The 16,774-nt window shown below is 70.1% G+C and carries 11 protein-coding genes; 2 read left to right on the top strand and 9 right to left on the bottom strand.

All coding sequences use genetic code 11. The features are described 5' to 3' along the window. The first annotated feature begins 3 nt into the window (after nucleotides 1-3). Nucleotides 4-675, top strand: coding sequence for a response regulator transcription factor (locus tag ACFY1P_RS17705; protein ID WP_301888638.1), 672 nt, complete (start codon nucleotides 4-6; stop codon nucleotides 673-675). A 56-nt stretch (nucleotides 676-731) separates the two neighbouring features. Here the strand turns inward: ACFY1P_RS17705 and ACFY1P_RS17700 are convergent, their stop codons facing one another. The 9 genes from ACFY1P_RS17700 to ACFY1P_RS17660 all read right to left on the bottom strand — a co-directional run bounded on the left by ACFY1P_RS17700 (nucleotide 732) and on the right by ACFY1P_RS17660 (nucleotide 12,747). After that, on the bottom strand, nucleotides 732-2,327 hold the full coding sequence (locus ACFY1P_RS17700) for an ABC transporter substrate-binding protein (RefSeq protein WP_361532709.1): 1,596 nt from the start codon (nucleotides 2,325-2,327) through the stop codon (nucleotides 732-734). Nucleotides 2,328-2,400: 73 nt separating this feature from the next. After that, nucleotides 2,401-3,999 (bottom strand): ABC transporter substrate-binding protein, encoded by a 1,599-nt coding sequence (locus ACFY1P_RS17695; RefSeq protein ID WP_361532706.1) that lies wholly within the window; start codon nucleotides 3,997-3,999, stop codon nucleotides 2,401-2,403. Between the two features lie 442 nt (nucleotides 4,000-4,441). Next, a complete protein-coding gene (locus tag ACFY1P_RS17690; protein WP_361532704.1) occupies nucleotides 4,442-5,137 on the bottom strand; it encodes an HAD family phosphatase in 696 nt (231 codons plus the stop codon). Nucleotides 5,138-5,300: 163 nt separating this feature from the next. Next, nucleotides 5,301-6,311 (bottom strand): PAC2 family protein, encoded by a 1,011-nt coding sequence (locus tag ACFY1P_RS17685; protein ID WP_390751072.1) that lies wholly within the window; start codon nucleotides 6,309-6,311, stop codon nucleotides 5,301-5,303. Nucleotides 6,312-6,521: 210 nt separating this feature from the next. Continuing rightward, nucleotides 6,522-7,586 carry a glycosyl hydrolase family 18 protein gene (locus ACFY1P_RS17680; RefSeq protein ID WP_361532722.1) on the bottom strand — a complete coding sequence of 355 codons (1,065 nt, stop codon included), beginning with the start codon at nucleotides 7,584-7,586 and terminating at the stop codon, nucleotides 6,522-6,524. 120 nt (nucleotides 7,587-7,706) lie between these two features. Then, the gene (locus ACFY1P_RS17675; RefSeq protein WP_361529638.1) at nucleotides 7,707-9,314 is read right to left on the bottom strand and encodes a glycerol-3-phosphate dehydrogenase/oxidase; all 1,608 of its coding nucleotides are present in this window, start codon (nucleotides 9,312-9,314) and stop codon (nucleotides 7,707-7,709) included. A 2-nt stretch (nucleotides 9,315-9,316) separates the two neighbouring features. Continuing rightward, entirely contained in the window at nucleotides 9,317-10,849 is a 1,533-nt protein-coding gene (gene glpK, locus ACFY1P_RS17670) for a glycerol kinase GlpK (RefSeq protein ID WP_390751071.1), read from the bottom strand. Between the two features lie 41 nt (nucleotides 10,850-10,890). After that, entirely contained in the window at nucleotides 10,891-11,673 is a 783-nt protein-coding gene (locus ACFY1P_RS17665; RefSeq protein WP_361529644.1) for an MIP/aquaporin family protein, read from the bottom strand. A 309-nt stretch (nucleotides 11,674-11,982) separates the two neighbouring features. After that, entirely contained in the window at nucleotides 11,983-12,747 is a 765-nt protein-coding gene (locus ACFY1P_RS17660) for an IclR family transcriptional regulator (protein WP_361529647.1), read from the bottom strand. A 249-nt stretch (nucleotides 12,748-12,996) separates the two neighbouring features. Between ACFY1P_RS17660 and metH the strand changes: the two genes are divergently transcribed. Next, nucleotides 12,997-16,503 carry a methionine synthase gene (gene metH / locus ACFY1P_RS17655; protein ID WP_361529650.1) on the top strand — a complete coding sequence of 1,169 codons (3,507 nt, stop codon included), beginning with the start codon at nucleotides 12,997-12,999 and terminating at the stop codon, nucleotides 16,501-16,503. The last annotated feature ends 271 nt before the right edge of the window (nucleotides 16,504-16,774 follow it).

Below are 16,774 nucleotides of genomic sequence, written 5' to 3'. Positions count from 1 at the left end.
CACGTGGCGATCCGCGTCCTGCTGGTCGACGACCAGCCGCTGCTGCGCACCGGCTTCCGGATGATCCTCGAGGCGGAGGCGGACCTCGCGGTCGTCGGCGAGGCCGGGGACGGTCTTCAGGCGCTCGACCAGGTGCGGGCGCTGCAGCCCGATGTGGTGCTGATGGACATCCGGATGCCGCGGATGGACGGTGTCGAGGCGACCCGGCAGATCACCGGCCCGGAGCGGAACGGCCCGGCGAAGGTGCTGGTGCTGACGACCTTCGACCTGGACGAGTATGTGGTGGAGGCGCTGCGGGCGGGGGCCAGCGGCTTCCTGCTGAAGGACGCGCCCGCCAATGAGCTGGTGCAGGCGATCCGGGTGGTGGCGGGCGGCGAGGCGATGCTCGCGCCGAGCATCACCCGGCGGCTGCTCGACAAGTACGCGGGCCACCTCCCCTCGGGCGAGGAGCCGCTGCCCGACACCCTGCACACGCTGACCGACCGTGAGGTCGAGGTGCTGAAGCTGGTGGCGCGCGGGCTGTCGAACGCGGAGATCGCGGCGGATCTGTTCGTCAGCGAGACCACGGTCAAGACGCACGTCGGGCACGTGCTCACGAAGCTCGGGCTGCGGGACCGCGTGCAGGCGGCGGTCTACGCCTACGAGAGCGGGCTGGTGCGCCCGGGCGCGCAGTAACCCTTTCGCCGGGGCTCCGCCCCGCGCCCCTGACGGGGCGCGGGAACGGGGTCGGCTTATTCCTTCGCCGCCTTGGCTATCTCCCAGAAGCGGAAGACCGTGGAGGCGTCCAGCGTCCACTGGAGACCGGAGATCCGGTCGCTCGCCACCGCGTACTGCTTGCCCTGCCACAGCGGCAGGATCGGCAGGTCCTGGGCGACGGTGGTCTGGACCTTGGCGAAGTCGCCGACGGTCGCGGTCCGGGTGCCCTCGGCCGCGGTGGCCAGGATGCGGTTGTTGATGTCCTTGGAGTCGTAGTTGTTCGAGAGGACGTTGTTCTCACCGAAGAACGGCGCGGTGAAGTTGTCGGGGTCCGGGTAGTCGGGGATCCAGCCCTTGACGTAGACGCCGTACTTCCCGGCCTCGATGCCCTGGTCGTACTCCTCCTGCGGGACGCTCTTGACGTCCACGTCGAAGAGGTTGCTCTTGTTGAGCTGCTTGGCGATCTCCTCGAGCTCGGGCACGGTGCCCGGGCCGTAGCGGATCGGGGTGGCCCAGAGGGTCAGCTTGACCTTGCCCTTGATGTCGCCGGCGCTGAGCGCGGCGGCGGCCTTGTCGGGCTGCGGCCGGTCGCCGTAGAGGTCGAAGAACGGCGTCTTGTGACTGGCGATGCCGGCGGGGACGATCGAGTACAGCGGCTCGGCCGTGCGCTTGTAGACGTCGCGCACGAGCGCGCTGCGGTCGACGAGATAGGCGATGGCCTTGCGGACGGCCGGCTTGCCGACCACCGGGTCCTTGGTGTTGAAGACCAGGTGCTGGACCTCGGCACTGGTGCCCTCGACGACCTTGAGCTTCGCCTTGCCGCCGTCGGTGGCGTCCAGGTCGGCCAGGTCCTTCATGGCCAGACCGCGGTAGGCGATGTCGACGCCGCCCTTCTGGACCGCGGACTTCAGCTCCGCCTGGTCGCCGTGGAAGAACTTCATCGTGACGCCGCGGTTCTGCACCGCGCCGACCGAGCCCTTGTACGAGGAGTTGACCGAGAAGACGGCCTGCTTCTTGTCGAAGGAGTCCAGCTTGTAGACCCCGGAGCCGACCGCCTTGCCGTCGGTGCGCAGCCGGTCCGCGGGGTATTCCTGGTGGTCGACGATGGAGCCGGCACCGGAGGCGATCTTCTGCGGGAAGGTGGCGTCGGACCGGTTCAGGTGGAAGACGACCGTGGACTTGTCCGGGGTCTTGATGTCCTGGATCGAGGACAGCAGCGAGTCCGCCGGGCCCTTCTTGTCATGGATCTTCAGCGTCCGGCGGAAGGAGAAGGCGACGTCCTCGGAGGTGAGGTCGTGGCCGTTGCTGAACTTCAGACCGTCCTTCAGCTTGCACTGGAAGGTCTTGCTCGTGTCGTCCTGGAACTTGCAGCTGTCGGCGGCTTCCGGCTGGGGAGTGGTGCTCCCCTTGGGGAAGCTCAGCAGCGACTGGTAGACGTTGTTGAACAGCAGCCAGGTACCCGGGTCGTAACCGGATGCGGGGTCGGTGGTCACGACTTCGTCGGACATCCCCATGACCACCGACTCACCGGTGCCGCCCGCCTTGCCGTCTTCCGAACCGCACCCGGTGAGCAGGGCGGCGGCGAGCCCCGCGCCGAGCGGGGCGGCAAGCCACTGGTCACGTTTCCTCACGTGCACGTTCCTCACAGTTTCCTTGATCGTCTGAAGAGATCTTCGGCAGAACCGGTCTGACGAGCCTGTTGCCTCACACGCCGCGGCCCAGCTCCCACGGCTGCATCTCGGAGGCGGAGTTGAGCGCCCACTCGGCACCGGTGACGTTGTCCCGGGCCGCCACGTACTGCTTCCCCTGCCACAGCGGCAGCACCGGCACGTCGTCGGCGACGATGTCCTGGGCCTGCTGGAAGAACTTGGCCGCGGACTCGCGCTGCGGGGTCTCGCGGGAGTCGGGGATCAGCTGGTTGGTGATCTTGGTGTTCTGGTAGGGGGAGCGGAGGAAGTTGTCCTTGCCGAAGAACGGCGCGACGAAGTTGTCCGGGTCCGGGAAGTCGGGGAACCAGCCCATGCCGTAGACGGCGTACTTGCCCTTCGCGGCCTCCGGGCGGAAGTCCGCCCACTTCACGCCCTCGATCTTGGCGTTGAACAGCTGGCTGTCGTTGAGCTGCTTCTGCAGCGTCCTGAACGCCTTGCCGGTCGCCTCGCCGTAGTGGTCCTCGGAGTAGGTGAGGGTCAGCGGCACGGGGGTGCTGATGTTCGCGGAGCGCAGGATCGAGCGGGCCTTGTCGACGCTCGGGTCCCCGTACTTGTTGGAGAAGGAGTTCTGGTGGCTGGTGATGCCGCTGGGGACGACGGAGTAGAGCGGGTCGTTGGTCCGCGCGTAGTCGTCGCGGGAGAGCGCCTGGCGGTCGATCAGCTGGGCCATGGCCTGGCGTACGGCCTTGTTCTTGACCGTGGGGTCCTCGGTGTTGAAGGCGAGGAAGCTGATCTCCTGGCCCGGCGCCTCCAGCAGCTTGACGCCCTTGGTCGTGGCGCCGCCGAGCCGGCTGAGCTGCTCGGGCGACAGGGTGCGGTTCATGATGTCGATGTCGCCGCCCTTGAGCGCCTTCTCCATCGACTTCGAGTCGTCGTAGAACCGCATCTCGTACTTGTCGTTCTGCAGCTCCACCGAACCCTGGTAACTGGAGTTCTTGGTGAAGACGGCCTTGACGACCCGGCCGTCCTTCTCGTCCGTCTTCAGGGTGTACGGGCCGGAGCCGACCACCTTGAAACCGGTGTTGAGCTGGTTCTTGGCGTAGGTCTCGCTGTCGACGATGGCGGCGGCCGGGGTGGCGAGCTTCTGCGGGAAGGTCGCGTCGGGCGTCTTCAGCGAGAAGACGACCTCCAGCTCGCTCGGCGTCTCGACCTTGTCGATGTTGCTGAGCAGCGACACCGGGCCGTTCTCGAAGTTGATGGTGCGGGCGCGCTCGATGGAGAACTTGACGTCCTCGGAGGTGAGCGCGTGCCCGTTGGAGAACTTCAGCCCGCTGCGCAGTGTGCAGCGGAACTGCTCGTTCTTGCGGTCCCCGAAGGAGCATTTCTCGGCGGCGTCACCGACCGGGTTGGCGCCGGAGCGGGGCAGGCGCAGCAGGGTCTGGAAGGTGCTGTGCAGGACGTTCCACGCGCTGATGTCGTACGCGGCGGCCGGGTCGAAGGGCGCCGGGGCGTCCGTCGTCTCCTCGAAACGGTCGGTCGTGCCGATGACGATGGCGCCGTTGCCCTTTCCGGCTCCGGAGCTCCCGCCACAGGCGACGAGCACGGGGGCCAGCAGGGCTGCCACGGTCGGCAGCACCAACGTCTTGCGGTTCATTGTGCGGGGTTCTCCCTGTGATGCGATCGGTTCCCGGGACGATACCGACGGCGGTTGCGTCGGCCCATGGGCAGCCGTGAAGTTCTCGCGAAGAGATTAGTGCGCGGTGCCGAGGTAACCGGAACGCGGGGAACTTGATGCGATATCACGCCGGGATAACGACCGGCAGTTCACCGATATCCGGACGCCGGAACGATTCGCGCACCTGATCATCAATCGGGACACAACGGTGCGCTTCAACCCCGCCCCGGTCACAGGAGAGTGATCGACACCCCACACAACGGCTCTTGACCCGGTGACGAAACTCACTCCGGTGAACTCGGCGGCGCCCAGGGCAATTCGACCACCACATTCGTCACGGAAAACAATCACGCCGGTGCGGGCTCGGGTTCAGCGGGCATTCCGGGACACGCTCAGTGCACGCGTCAGTGCTTTCCGGTCATCAGCCCGTCATCAGCCCGTGGAGAAAACGGAGATCGACTTCCTCCAGGGAACCCACGACCGTGCGGCCGGCGGCCGACGGGATCGGGGCCACCGACGGCACCGCCACCACCCGGCAGCCGGCCGCCTCCGCCGCGGTCACGCCCGTCATGGTGTCCTCGACGACGGCGCACCGCGCGGGGTCGGCGCCGAGCCGGGCGGCCGCCAGCAGATACGGGTCGGGGTGCGGCTTCGTCCGCTCCATCTCGTCCCCGGCGAGGGTCAGCGTGAAGTTCTCCGCGCCCAGCGTGTGCAGCACCCGGTCGATGATCTGCCGGTGCGAGGCGGAGACCAGCGCGGTCGGCACGGAGTGGGCGGCCAGCTCGGCGAGCAGTCTGCGGGCGCCCGGCATCAGCGGCACCCCGCGCCCGATCATCTCGGAGAAGCGCGAGTTGAGCAGGGCGGTCAGCTCGGCCAGGGCGATCTTCGCGCCGGTGGCCTGGATGAGGAAGGAGGCGCTGCGCGCCATGGGGCCGCCGACGACGACCGCGCGGTAGTCCTCCAGGAGCTGGTGGCCGAGCTCGGCGAAGACGGCGACCTCGACGTCCCACCAGAAGCCCTCGGTGTCGACCAGGGTGCCGTCCATGTCGAGCAGGACGGCCTGCAGGGCCGACCCGGTGGTCGGCCGGGGCTCGACTGCGGGGATGCTGCTGGTCATCCGGGCACACCTCCTGAGGGGACGAGAAGGCCGGCCCCGCCGCGCCCCTCGGGGGCGCGACCGGACCGGCCTTCACCGGACCGACAAGTGTACGGCGGTCCGCCTTCCGCGTCGCTTCGATATCCGGGCCCGCCCGATTACGGGCCGCCCCGGCAACGGCGCCTCAGCTCTCGTTCTCGGGGCCCTCCGACTCCTCTTCCGGTGCCGGGGCAGGGCCCCCGTCGCTGTCCTTGGCCGGGGGCCGCGGCGGGCGCGTACGGCCGCTGGAGGTGTCGCGGAGGAAGGAGCCGTCCGTGAGGCCGGGCTCGGCCGCGAGGCCGCCCGGCTGACCGTCGCGGCGGCGCAGATAGCGCTCGAACTCACGCGCGATCGCCTCGCCCGAGGCCTCCGGGAGGTCAGCCGTGTCCCGCGCCTCCTCCAGCGACTGGACGTACTCCGCGACCTCGCTGTCCTCGGCCGCCAGCTGGTCCACGCCCAGCTGCCAGGCGCGGGCGTCCTCCGGCAGCTCGCCCAGCGGGATCCGCAGGTCGATCAGGTCCTCCAGGCGGTTCAGGAGCGCCAGGGTGGCCTTCGGGTTCGGCGGCTGGGAGACGTAGTGCGGCACGGCCGCCCACAGGCTCACCGCCGGGACGCCCGCGTGCGCGCAGGCTTCCTGGAGAATGCCGACGATGCCGGTCGGGCCCTCGTAGCGGGACTCCTCCAGATCCATGGTGCGGGCCAGGTCCGGGTCGGAGGTGACCCCGCTGACCGGCACGGGCCGGGTGTGCGGGGTGTCGCCGAGCAGCGAGCCCAGCACCACGACGAGCTCCACGCCCAGCTCGTGGGCGAAGCCCAGGATCTCGTTGCAGAACGAGCGCCAGCGCATGCTCGGCTCGATGCCCCGCACCAGGACGAGGTCGCGCGAGGGCTTGCCGTCGCCACCGGTGCGCACCACGGACAGCCGGGTGGTCGGCCAGGTGACCTTGCGGACTCCCCCGTCCAGCCAGATCGTGGGCCGGTTGACCTGGAAGTCGTAGTAGTCCTCGGCGTCGAGCGCGCCGAAGACCTCGCCCTTCCACTCCCGGTCCAGGTGCGCGACCGCGCTGGAGGCGGCGTCACCGGCGTCGTTCCAGCCCTCGAAGGCACAGATCATGACCGGGTCGATCAGCTCGGGAACCCCCTCAAGCTCGATCACCCAGCGCCTCCTTCCGACCGGGGCGGACGGGTCCGTACCACCGGTTGCAGTTCCGTGCAGTGTTGTTCGGGGTTGTTCGGGATCGCGCGGCGTCGTGCGGGATCGTGCCGTGTCGTCCGGAGCGGCCCCCCGCAGCGCGTTCCCTGTCGTGCGACCCCTAAGACTACGACTTCCGCGCCCCCTGTTCGCAGTCCCTGTACGGGCACTTCCTCACCCCCTCGTACCCCAGTCACGCCGGTATGCACGCCAGTCGCTCTCGGTGGCCGCGAAGTCGACGTAGAGCGCCAGGCCGAACCGCTCGCGGCCCTTGCCCTCGCGGGTCAGGCCGAGCCGGGCGCCGCGCACGGCGGCCGCGGCCGTCTCCGCGTGGCCGTGGTGGCCCATCTCGTCGGTGTGGAAGAAGGGCAGGCCCATCAGCAGGTCGGTCCCCGTGGGGGTGGCCTGGAGGGCGAGCGCCGTCTGCCGGGCCACATAGCCGCCGTAGAGGCTCTCGACCGGCAGGGCGGTGTCGTAGGACATGACCGCGATCTGGTCGGTGCGGCGCGCGACCTGCCCGAAATATTTCTGGGTCCACCACTTGGGGCTGCCCGCCAGGCGGGCGGCGCTGTGCATCGAGGGCAGCGGGTCGATCTGCTGGGCCGCGACCGAGAGCACTCCGTCCGCCTGGCCGACCGCCGCGTGCAGGGCGTCGAGCAGGGCGAGGAAGGCGGTGTCGCCGGAGCGCACGGGCTCGACGTCCAGGTGGACGCCGTCGAACCCGGCCCGCAGGACCTGCCGGGCGCTCTCGACCACGGCGTCGCGGGCGGGCGCCGAGTCCAGCCGCAGCCCGTCGCTCCCCTCCCCGGCGCGCACGACCTTGTCGCCGAGCCACGCCTGCACGCGCACCCCGGGCAGCGCGCGGTGCACGGAGTCGGCCAGCCAACGCGCCCGGGGGTAGGCCGAGGCGGGCAGCGTGCCGTCGTGCTCCAGCGGGCCGGCGTGCACATAGAGGTCGCGCAGGCCCGTACCCGCGATCCTGCGCCCCAGCGCGGCGAGGTCCGCGTCGCTCTTGCGGCCGTCGACCCACGCGTGCCCCAGCCAGAGGGCGTCGCGGCCGCGGGTGACCGCGTCGTCCGCGGGCGCCCCGGCGTAGGCGGCCCGCAGCGCGCCGCCCGCCAGGACGAGCGGCACGAGGAGCACCAGGGCCAGGACGAGGGCCAGGCGCGTCACCAGCCGCCTGCGAGGTCGCAAGCGGCGCAGTGCGGTGAGCAGTTCACGGAGATCCGGCCGGCGCATGGAGAAGATCGCCCCCTTTTCACTGAAGTGACGCGATCCCGCACCCGTCAGTTGCGCCGCGGACAGCGCTGAGGGGAGAGACGGCCGATGGCGTCTCTCCCCTCAGCGGCGATGGGGGCTTCAGCCCTTGTCGCCCAGCATGCCCTTGACGCGCGCCCGGACGTCCTCGGTGTCGAGGCCGCGGATCGTCAGGGTCGTGCGGCGGCGCAGGACGTCGTCCACCGTCTCGGCCCACTCGTGGTCACGGGCGTAGACGACCTGGGCCCAGATCTCGGGGCCGTCGGGGTGGATGCGCTCGCCGAGCTCCGGGTTCTCGTTGACCAGGCGCGCGATGTCGAAGGACAGCGAGCCGTAGTGCGAGGCCAGGTGGCGGGCGGTCAGCGGGTCCATGCGGGCGCCGGGGTCGCGGTCCACCAGCAGTCGGTGGGCGACCGCGTTGGGGTTGGCGACACCGGGCAGCGGGGTCCGGCGGACGAGGTTGGAGACGGGCTCCATGTCCTCGGTCAGCGGGCTGCCGGGCAGCTTGGCGAGCTTGGCCATGACCGTACGGCCGATGTGGCGGTAGGTGGTCCACTTGCCGCCGGCGACGGAGAGCATGCCGCCCTTGCCCTCGCTGACGACGGTCTCGCGCTTGGCCTGGGCCACGTCACCGGGGCCACCGGGCAGCACGCGCAGGCCCGCGAAGGCGTACGTCATCAGGTCGCGGTCGAGGTCCGCGTCCTGGATGGAGAACGCCGCCTCGTCCAGGATCTGCTGGATGTCGGCCTCGGTGGCGCGCACGTCCGCCGGGTCGCCCTCGTACTGCGTGTCGGTGGTGCCCAGCAGGAGCTGGTCCTCCCACGGCAGGGCGAAGGTGATGCGGTACTTGTCGATCGGGGTGGCCATGGCGGCCTTCCAGGGCGACTTGCGCTTCATCACGATGTGCGCACCCTTGGAGAGGCGGATCGACGGGTCCGCGCCCTTGTCCTCCATCTTGCGGAGGTGGTCCACCCAGGGGCCGGTGGCGTTGAGCACGACGCGCGCGTCGATGCCGAACTCGGCGCCGTCCGTGCGGTCCTTGAGCTCGGCGCCGGTGACCTTGCCGTGGGTGAAGCGCAGACCGGTGACCTCGGCGTGGTTGAGGACCACGGCACCGGACTCGACGGCGGCGCGGACCGTCATGACGGCGACGCGCGAGTCGTTCATCTGGTGGTCGTAGTAGACCGCCACGGCCTTGAGGTTGTCCGTGCGCAGACCGGGGTTGTCGGCCTTGGCCTTGGCCGGGGAGATCACCTTGCCGACGCCGTCGCCGAAGGCGGACAGCGCGGAGTAGGCGAAGACGCCGGCGCCGAGCTTGGCGGCGCCGACCGGGCCGCCCTTGTAGACCGGCAGGTAGAAGGTCAGCGGGTTGACCAGGTGCGGGGCCACGTCCTTGGCCAGCACCCGGCGCTCGTGGTGGTTCTCCGCGACCAGCTTGACCGCGCCGGTCTGCAGGTAGCGCAGACCGCCGTGGACGAGCTTGGAGGAAGCGGAGGAGGTGGCGCCGGCGAAGTCGCCGGCGTCCACCATGGCGACCCGCAGTCCGGCCTGCGCTGCGTGCCAGGCCACCGAGGTGCCCAGGATGCCGCCGCCGATCACCAGGAGGTCGTACGTCGCGTTGGACAGCCGTTCCCGGGTCTCGGCGCGGCCCGGGTTGGCACCGGAGGCCGGGTGCGTTCCCAGGGTCGGAACGCTCTGCGGGGTTGTCATGATTACTCCTCGTCCTCGATCCAGCCCATGGTCCGCTCGACGGCCTTGAGCCAGCTCTTGTACTCGCGGTCACGCGTGTCCGCGTCCATGCGGGGGGTCCACTCGGCGGCCCGGCGCCAGTTGGCACGCAGGGCGTCGGTGTCCGGCCAGAAGCCGACGGCCAGGCCGGCGGCGTAGGCGGCGCCGAGGCAGGTGGTCTCGGCGACCATCGGGCGCACCACAGGGGCGTCCAGGAAGTCCGAGAGCGTCTGCATCAGCAAGTTGTTGGAGGTCATACCGCCGTCGACCTTGAGCGCGGTGAGCTCGACGCCGGAGTCCTTCGTCATGGCGTCGGTGATCTCGCGGGTCTGCCAGGCGGTGGCCTCGAGCACGGCGCGGGCGATGTGCGCCTTGGTGACGTAGCGGGTCAGGCCCGCGATGACACCGCGCGCGTCGGAGCGCCAGTAGGGGGCGAACAGGCCGGAGAAGGCCGGCACGAAGTAGGCGCCGCCGTTGTCCTCGACGGAGCTGGCGAGCGTCTCGATCTCGGCCGCGCTCTTGATGAGGCCCATCTGGTCGCGCATCCACTGCACGAGGGAGCCGGTGACGGCGATGGAGCCCTCAAGGGCGTAGACCGGCTTCTCGTTCCCGATGCGGTAGCCGACGGTGGTCAGCAGGCCGTTGTAGGACTGGACGGGCTCGTCACCGGTGTTCATCAGCATGAACGTGCCGGTGCCGTAGGTCGACTTGGCCTCGCCCTGCTCGAAGCAGGTCTGGCCGAAGAGGGCGGCCTGCTGGTCACCGAGGGCGGAGGCGACGGGGACGCCGGCGAGGGCGCCGCCCTTGGCGTTGCCGTAGACCTCGGCGGAGGAGCGGATCTCCGGCAGCACGGCGGCCGGGATCCCCATGGAGGCGAGGATGCGGTCGTCCCACTCCAGCTTGCGCAGGTTCATCAGCATGGTGCGCGAGGCGTTGGTGACGTCCGTGACGTGGACACCGCCGTCGACGCCGCCGGTCAGGTTCCAGATGACCCAGGAGTCCATGGTGCCGAAGAGGATGTCGCCGGCCTCGGCACGCTCGCGCAGGCCCTCGACGTTGTCCAGCAGCCAGCGGACCTTGGGGCCGGAGAAGTAGGAGGCCAGCGGGAGGCCCGTCTCGCGGCGGAAGCGGTCCTGGCCGACGTTGCGGCCGAGCTCCTTGCAGAGCGCGTCGGTGCGGGTGTCCTGCCAGACGATGGCGTTGTGGACGGGCTCGCCGGTGTTCTTGTCCCACATCAGCGTGGTCTCACGCTGGTTGGTGATGCCGATCGCCTTGACGTCGGCGGCGGTGATGCCCGCCTTCTCGACGGCGCCGGCCAAGACCTGCTGGACGTTGGCCCAGATCTCGGCGGCGTCGTGCTCGACCCAGCCCGGCTTCGGGAAGATCTGCTCGTGCTCCTTCTGGTCGACGGAGACGATGCGTCCGTCGCGGTCGAAGACGATGCAGCGGGAGGAGGTGGTGCCCTGGTCGATCGCCGCGATGAACGGGCCCTGGCCGTGGGTGCCGGTGGTGGTCATGTCTGGTGTGCTCCTGGAAGTCTGAAGGTCTCGGCGGGTGCTCAGTACGCGAGCTTGTGGATGCCTGCGGCCAGCGCGGCACCTACGAGCGGGCCGACCACCGGGATCCAGGCGTAGCTCCAGTCGGAGCCGCCCTTGTTCGGCAGCGGCAGCAACGCGTGCACGATACGCGGGCCGAGGTCACGGGCAGGGTTGATCGCGTAGCCCGTCGGGCCGCCGAGCGAGAGACCGATCCCCACGACGACGAAGGCGGTCATCAGCACGCCGGTGCCACTGACGGCCAGGCCCTTGGTGAGGCCCTGGGTGAGGATCGCGAGCACGAGCACCGCGGTGGCGATTATCTCCGTGGCGAGGTTCTGCACGACGTTGCGGACCTCGGGTCCGGTGGAGAAGATGCCGAGCACCGGGCCGGCCTTGGGGGCCGCGGTCTGGTCGACCATGCCCTCCTGGGGGTTGAGGCTGCCGACGATCTCCGGGTCGGTGAGGTGGGCCCGGAACTGTCCGTAGTACGTGACCCACACCAGCGTGGCGCCGATCATCGCGCCGAGCATCTGGGAGCCGATGTAGAGCGGTACGTCGCTCCACTTGGTGGCGCCGTCGATGGCGAGGCCGATCGTCACGGCGGGGTTGAGGTGCGCGCCGGACGGGTTGGCGATGTACGCCCCCGTCAGCACGGCGAAGCCCCAGCCGAATGTGATGGCGAGCCAGCCCGCGTTGAGCGCCTTCGAGCGCTTCAGGGTGACGGCGGCGCAGACGCCACCGCCCAGCAAGATGAGCACGGCGGTACCGATGGTCTCGCCGATGAAGATGTCGGAGCTGGACACCCGCGACTCCTTTGTCCTTCGTCCAGGGGAAGGCGAACCCCGGGTCCCTCCGGTGGTCCGCACCCTCCGAGAGGGCGGTGATCGGTCCCGCGGCAATGCCCACCATAGCGAATATTGTCGTTAGGTGTTCGACAATGCCGACCGATGAACGGCAGTTTTCTGCACGGTCAAGGGCGCGTCAAGGGTTTCGTGACCGAAAAGTCCGGTCCAACAGGCCGAAAACATTCGATCGATACCCGTCGGTAACCTAACCGCGACCTAACGCCCCGCTCCCCCGGCGTCCGCCGGTCCCCCAGCCGTCCCGCGACGCTAGAAGCGCCCCGCCCCCAGGTCCCGGGAGACGGCCCGCGCGCAGTCCCGTACGGCCGCGACCAGCTGTGCCCTCAGCTCGCCGTCCTCGCAGACCCGCTCCACGGCACCGGTGATGCCCACCGCCCCCACGGGCATCCGCCGCCGGTCGTGGATGGGGGCCGCGACCGACGCCACACCCGCCCAGGTCTCCTCGACGTCCGAGGCCCACCCACGGGCCCGGGTGAGGTCGAGCACATTCTCGAAATCGGCCAGCCCGGTCACGGTGTGCGGGGTGAACGCCTCACGCTCGGACTCCGTCACCTCACTGTGCGCCACCGGGTCGTAGGCCGAGAGCACCTTGCCGAGCGCGGTGCTGTGCAGCGGCTGCATCGCGCCGACCTCCAGCACCTGCCTGCTGTCGTCGGGCCGGAAGACGTGATGGATGATCAGCACGCCCTGCTGGTGGAGCACGCCCAGATAGACGCTCTCGCCGCTGGACCGCGCCAGGTCGTCCGCCCAGACCAGCGCCCGGGCCCGCAGCTCGTGCACGTCCAGATAGCTGTTCCCCAGCCGGAGCAGTTCCGCGCCGAGCTGATAGCGCCCCGACGCGGGGTCCTGCTCGACGAAGCCCTCCTGCTGGAGGGTCCGCAGAATGCCGTGCGCGGTCCCCTTCGCGAGCCCCAGCGCGGAGGCCACGTCCGACAGCCCCAGCCGTCGCTCGCCCCCCGCGAGCAGCCGTAGCATCGCCGCCGCTCGTTCGAGCGACTGGATGGTCCGTGCCATCGCGCAACCTCCTCCACATGCCGTTCGGCAATGCTGAACACTATCGGCCGATGCCGACCGAGAGGTAGCCGACAACGGCTCTTCGGATGATCTTTCGAAGAGCAAGCGTGCCTGGTCAGGCCATGGTCGTCGCCGTATCAAGCCGTGGGACACCCCTCCCAACGGCGGATCCGGCGGCTACGCTGACGACGTGCGCCTTCTGCCGGAAGGCGCAAAGCCGACAGCCGTCGCAACCCCGGGAGCACTTCCATGGCCTCGTTCACGCCATCGACCGCAAGCACCGCCCGAGCCTCCGAACTCCGGGAGGCCCTCGCCTCCCGGGTCGTGGTGGCCGACGGCGCCATGGGCACGATGCTCCAGGCACAGGACCCCAGTCTGGACGACTTCCAGCAGCTCGAAGGCTGCAACGAGATCCTCAACGTCACCCGTCCGGACATCGTGCGCTCGGTGCACGAGGCGTATTTCTCCGTCGGCGTCGACTGCGTGGAGACCAACACCTTCGGCGCCAACCTCGCGGCCCTCGGCGAGTACGAGGTCGCCGACCGCATCCTCGAACTCTCCGAGGCGGGCGCGCGCATCGCCCGCGAGGTCGCCGACGACTTCACCGGCCGCGACGGCCGCACCCGCTGGGTGCTGGGCTCGGTCGGACCGGGCACCAAGCTGCCGACCCTGGGCCACGCCCCGTACGGCAAGCTCCGTGACGCCTACCAGCAGAACGTCGAGGGCCTCGTGGCCGGCGGCGCCGACGCGATCCTGGTCGAGACCACCCAGGACCTGCTCCAGACCAAGGCGTCCGTCGTCGGCGCCCGGCGCGCCCTGGAAGCCGCCGGTGCCGACCTGCCGCTGCTGGTCCAGGTCACCGTGGAGACCACCGGCACCATGCTCCTCGGCTCCGAGATCGGGGCCGCGCTCACCGCCCTGGAGCCGCTGGGCATCGACATGATCGGGCTGAACTGCGCCACCGGCCCGGCCGAGATGAGCGAGCACCTGCGCTATCTGTCCCGGCACGCCCGCACCCGCGTCTCCGCGATGCCCAACGCCGGCCTGCCGGTCCTGGGCAAGGACGGCGCGCACTACCCCCTGAGCCCGGCCGAACTGGCCGACGCGCACGAGACGTTCGTCCGGGAGTACGGGCTCTCGCTCGTCGGCGGCTGCTGCGGCACGACGCCCGAGCACCTGCGGCAGGTCGTCGAGCGCGTCCGCGACATGCGGCCCACCGAGCGCGAGCCCCGCCCCGAGCCCGGCGCCGCCTCGCTCTATCAGACCGTGCCCTTCCGGCAGGACACCTCCTTCCTCGCGATCGGCGAGCGGACCAACGCCAACGGCTCGAAGAAGTTCCGCGAGGCGATGCTGGCGGGCCGCTGGGACGACTGCGTGGAGATGGCCCGCGACCAGATCCGCGAGGGCGCGCACATGCTCGACCTGTGCGTCGACTACGTCGGCCGCGACGGCGTCGCCGACATGGAGGAGCTCGCGGGCCGCTTCGCCACCGCCTCCACGCTCCCGATCGTGCTCGACTCCACCGAGGTCGACGTGCTGCGCGCCGGGCTGGAGAAGCTCGGCGGGCGCGCCGTCATCAACTCCGTCAACTACGAGGACGGCGACGGCCCCGAGTCCCGCTTCGCGAAGGTGACGGCCCTCGCCGCCGAGCACGGGGCGGCGCTCATCGCGCTGACCATCGACGAGGACGGCCAGGCCCGCACGGTCGAGAACAAGGTGGCCATCGCCGAGCGGCTCATCGCGGATCTGACCGGCAACTGGGGCATTCGCGAGTGCGACATCCTCATCGACGCCCTGACCTTCACCATCTGCACCGGCCAGGAGGAGTCCCGCAAGGACGGCATCGCCACCATCGAGGCCATCCGGGAGCTCAAGCGCCGCCACCCGGAGGTGCAGACCACCCTGGGTCTCTCCAACATCTCCTTCGGCCTCAACCCGGCCGCCCGCGTCGTGCTGAACTCCGTCTTCCTCGACGAGTGCGTCAAGGCCGGCCTGGACTCGGCGATCGTGCACGCGAGCAAGATCCTGCCGATCGCGCGCCTGGAGGAGGAGCAGGTCAAGGTCGCCCTCGACCTCATCTACGACCGGCGCGCCGAGGGCTACGACCCCCTGCAGAAGCTCATGGAGCTCTTCGAGGGCGTCAACATGAAGTCCATGAAGGCGGGCAAGGCCGAGGAGCTCCTCGCGCTGCCTCTGGACGAGCGGCTCCAGCGCCGCATCATCGACGGCGAGAAGAACGGCCTGGAGGCCGACCTGGACGAGGCGCTGCGCGACCGCCCCGCCCTCGACATCGTCAACGACACCCTGCTCGAAGGCATGAAGGTGGTCGGCGAGCTGTTCGGCTCCGGCCAGATGCAGCTGCCGTTCGTCCTCCAGTCGGCCGAGGTCATGAAGTCGGCCGTCGCCTATCTCGAACCGCACATGGAGAAGTCCGACGCGGAGGGCAAGGGCACCATCGTGCTGGCCACCGTCCGCGGCGACGTCCACGACATCGGCAAGAACCTCGTCGACATCATCCTCTCCAACAACGGCTACAACGTCGTCAACCTCGGCATCAAGCAGCCCGTCTCCGCGATCCTGGAGGCCGCCGAGGAGCACCGGGCCGATGTGATCGGCATGTCCGGGCTCCTGGTGAAGTCCACCGTGATCATGAAGGAGAACCTGGAGGAGCTGAACCAGCGCAAGCTGGCGGCCGACTACCCCGTGATCCTCGGCGGCGCGGCCCTCACCCGCGCCTACGTCGAGCAGGACCTGCACGAGATCTACGAGGGCGAGGTCCGCTATGCCCGCGACGCCTTCGAGGGCCTGCGGCTGATGGACGCCCTGATCGCGGTCAAGCGGGGTGTGCCGGGGGCGACGCTGCCGGAGCTCAAGCAGCGGCGGGTGCCCAAGCGGGAGGCCGCCGCGGCCGTCGTCGAGGAGCCGGAGGGCGCCGTACGGTCGGACGTGGCCGTGGACAACCGCGTCCCCGAGCCGCCCTTCTGGGGCACCCGCGTCATCAAGGGCATCGGCCTGAAGGACTACGCCTCCTGGCTCGACGAGGGCGCGCTCTTCAAGGGTCAGTGGGGGCTCAAGCAGGCCCGCGCGGGCGGCCCGACCTACGAGGAGCTCGTCGAGACCGAGGGCCGGCCGCGGCTGCGCGGCTGGCTGGAGAAGCTCCACACGGAGAACCTCCTCGAAGCGGCCGTCGTCTACGGCTACTTCCCCTGCGTCTCCAAGGGCGACGACCTGATCCTCCTCCACGAGGACGGCACCGAGCGCACCCGTTTCACCTTCCCGCGCCAGCGGCGCGGGCGCCGGCTGTGCCTCGCGGACTTCTTCCGCCCGGAGGAATCCGGCGAGACCGACGTCGTGGGCCTCCAGGTCGTCACCGTCGGCTCCCGCATCGGCGAGGCCACGGCGGAGCTCTTCGCCGCCGACGCCTACCGCGACTACCTCGAACTGCACGGCCTGTCCGTGCAGTTGGCCGAGGCCCTCGCCGAATACTGGCACGCCCGCGTCCGCTCCGAGCTCGGCTTCGCGGGCGAGGACCCGGCCGACGTCGAGGACATGTTCGCGCTGAAGTACCGCGGTGCCCGCTTCTCCCTGGGCTACGGCGCCTGCCCCGACCTCGAGGACCGCGGCAAGATCGCCACCCTCCTGGAGCCGGAGCGCATCGGCGTCCACCTCTCGGAGGAGTTCCAGCTGCACCCGGAGCAGTCGACGGACGCGATCGTGATCCACCACCCGGAGGCGAAGTACTTCAACGCGCGGTAGCGGCTGTGTGCCGGGCCGGGGCTCCGGGGTGGTTGCTCACCGTTGTCGGCCGCGGGCCGGTTCGCCGCCTGCGGCGGGAGCGGCGTTGCCGCAGGCTGGGACCCCGGCATCGCTGCTCCCCGTTGCCATCCGCAGGCCGGTTCGCCGCCTGCGGCGGGAGCGCCCTGCGGGCGCGGCCTCAAACGCCGGCCGGGCTGGGTTGTGGCTGGGCGCCGTCTCCACGAGGCCGGGGTCCGGGGCTGCCCCCGGGAAAGCACAGCAAGGCCGGTGG

Source organism: Streptomyces sp. NPDC001407, assembly GCF_042895325.1.
Taxonomy (GTDB): Bacteria; Actinomycetota; Actinomycetes; order Streptomycetales; family Streptomycetaceae; genus Streptomyces.
Note: the sequence above shows the minus strand (reverse complement) of the source record. Positions and strands in the feature narration are given on the sequence as shown.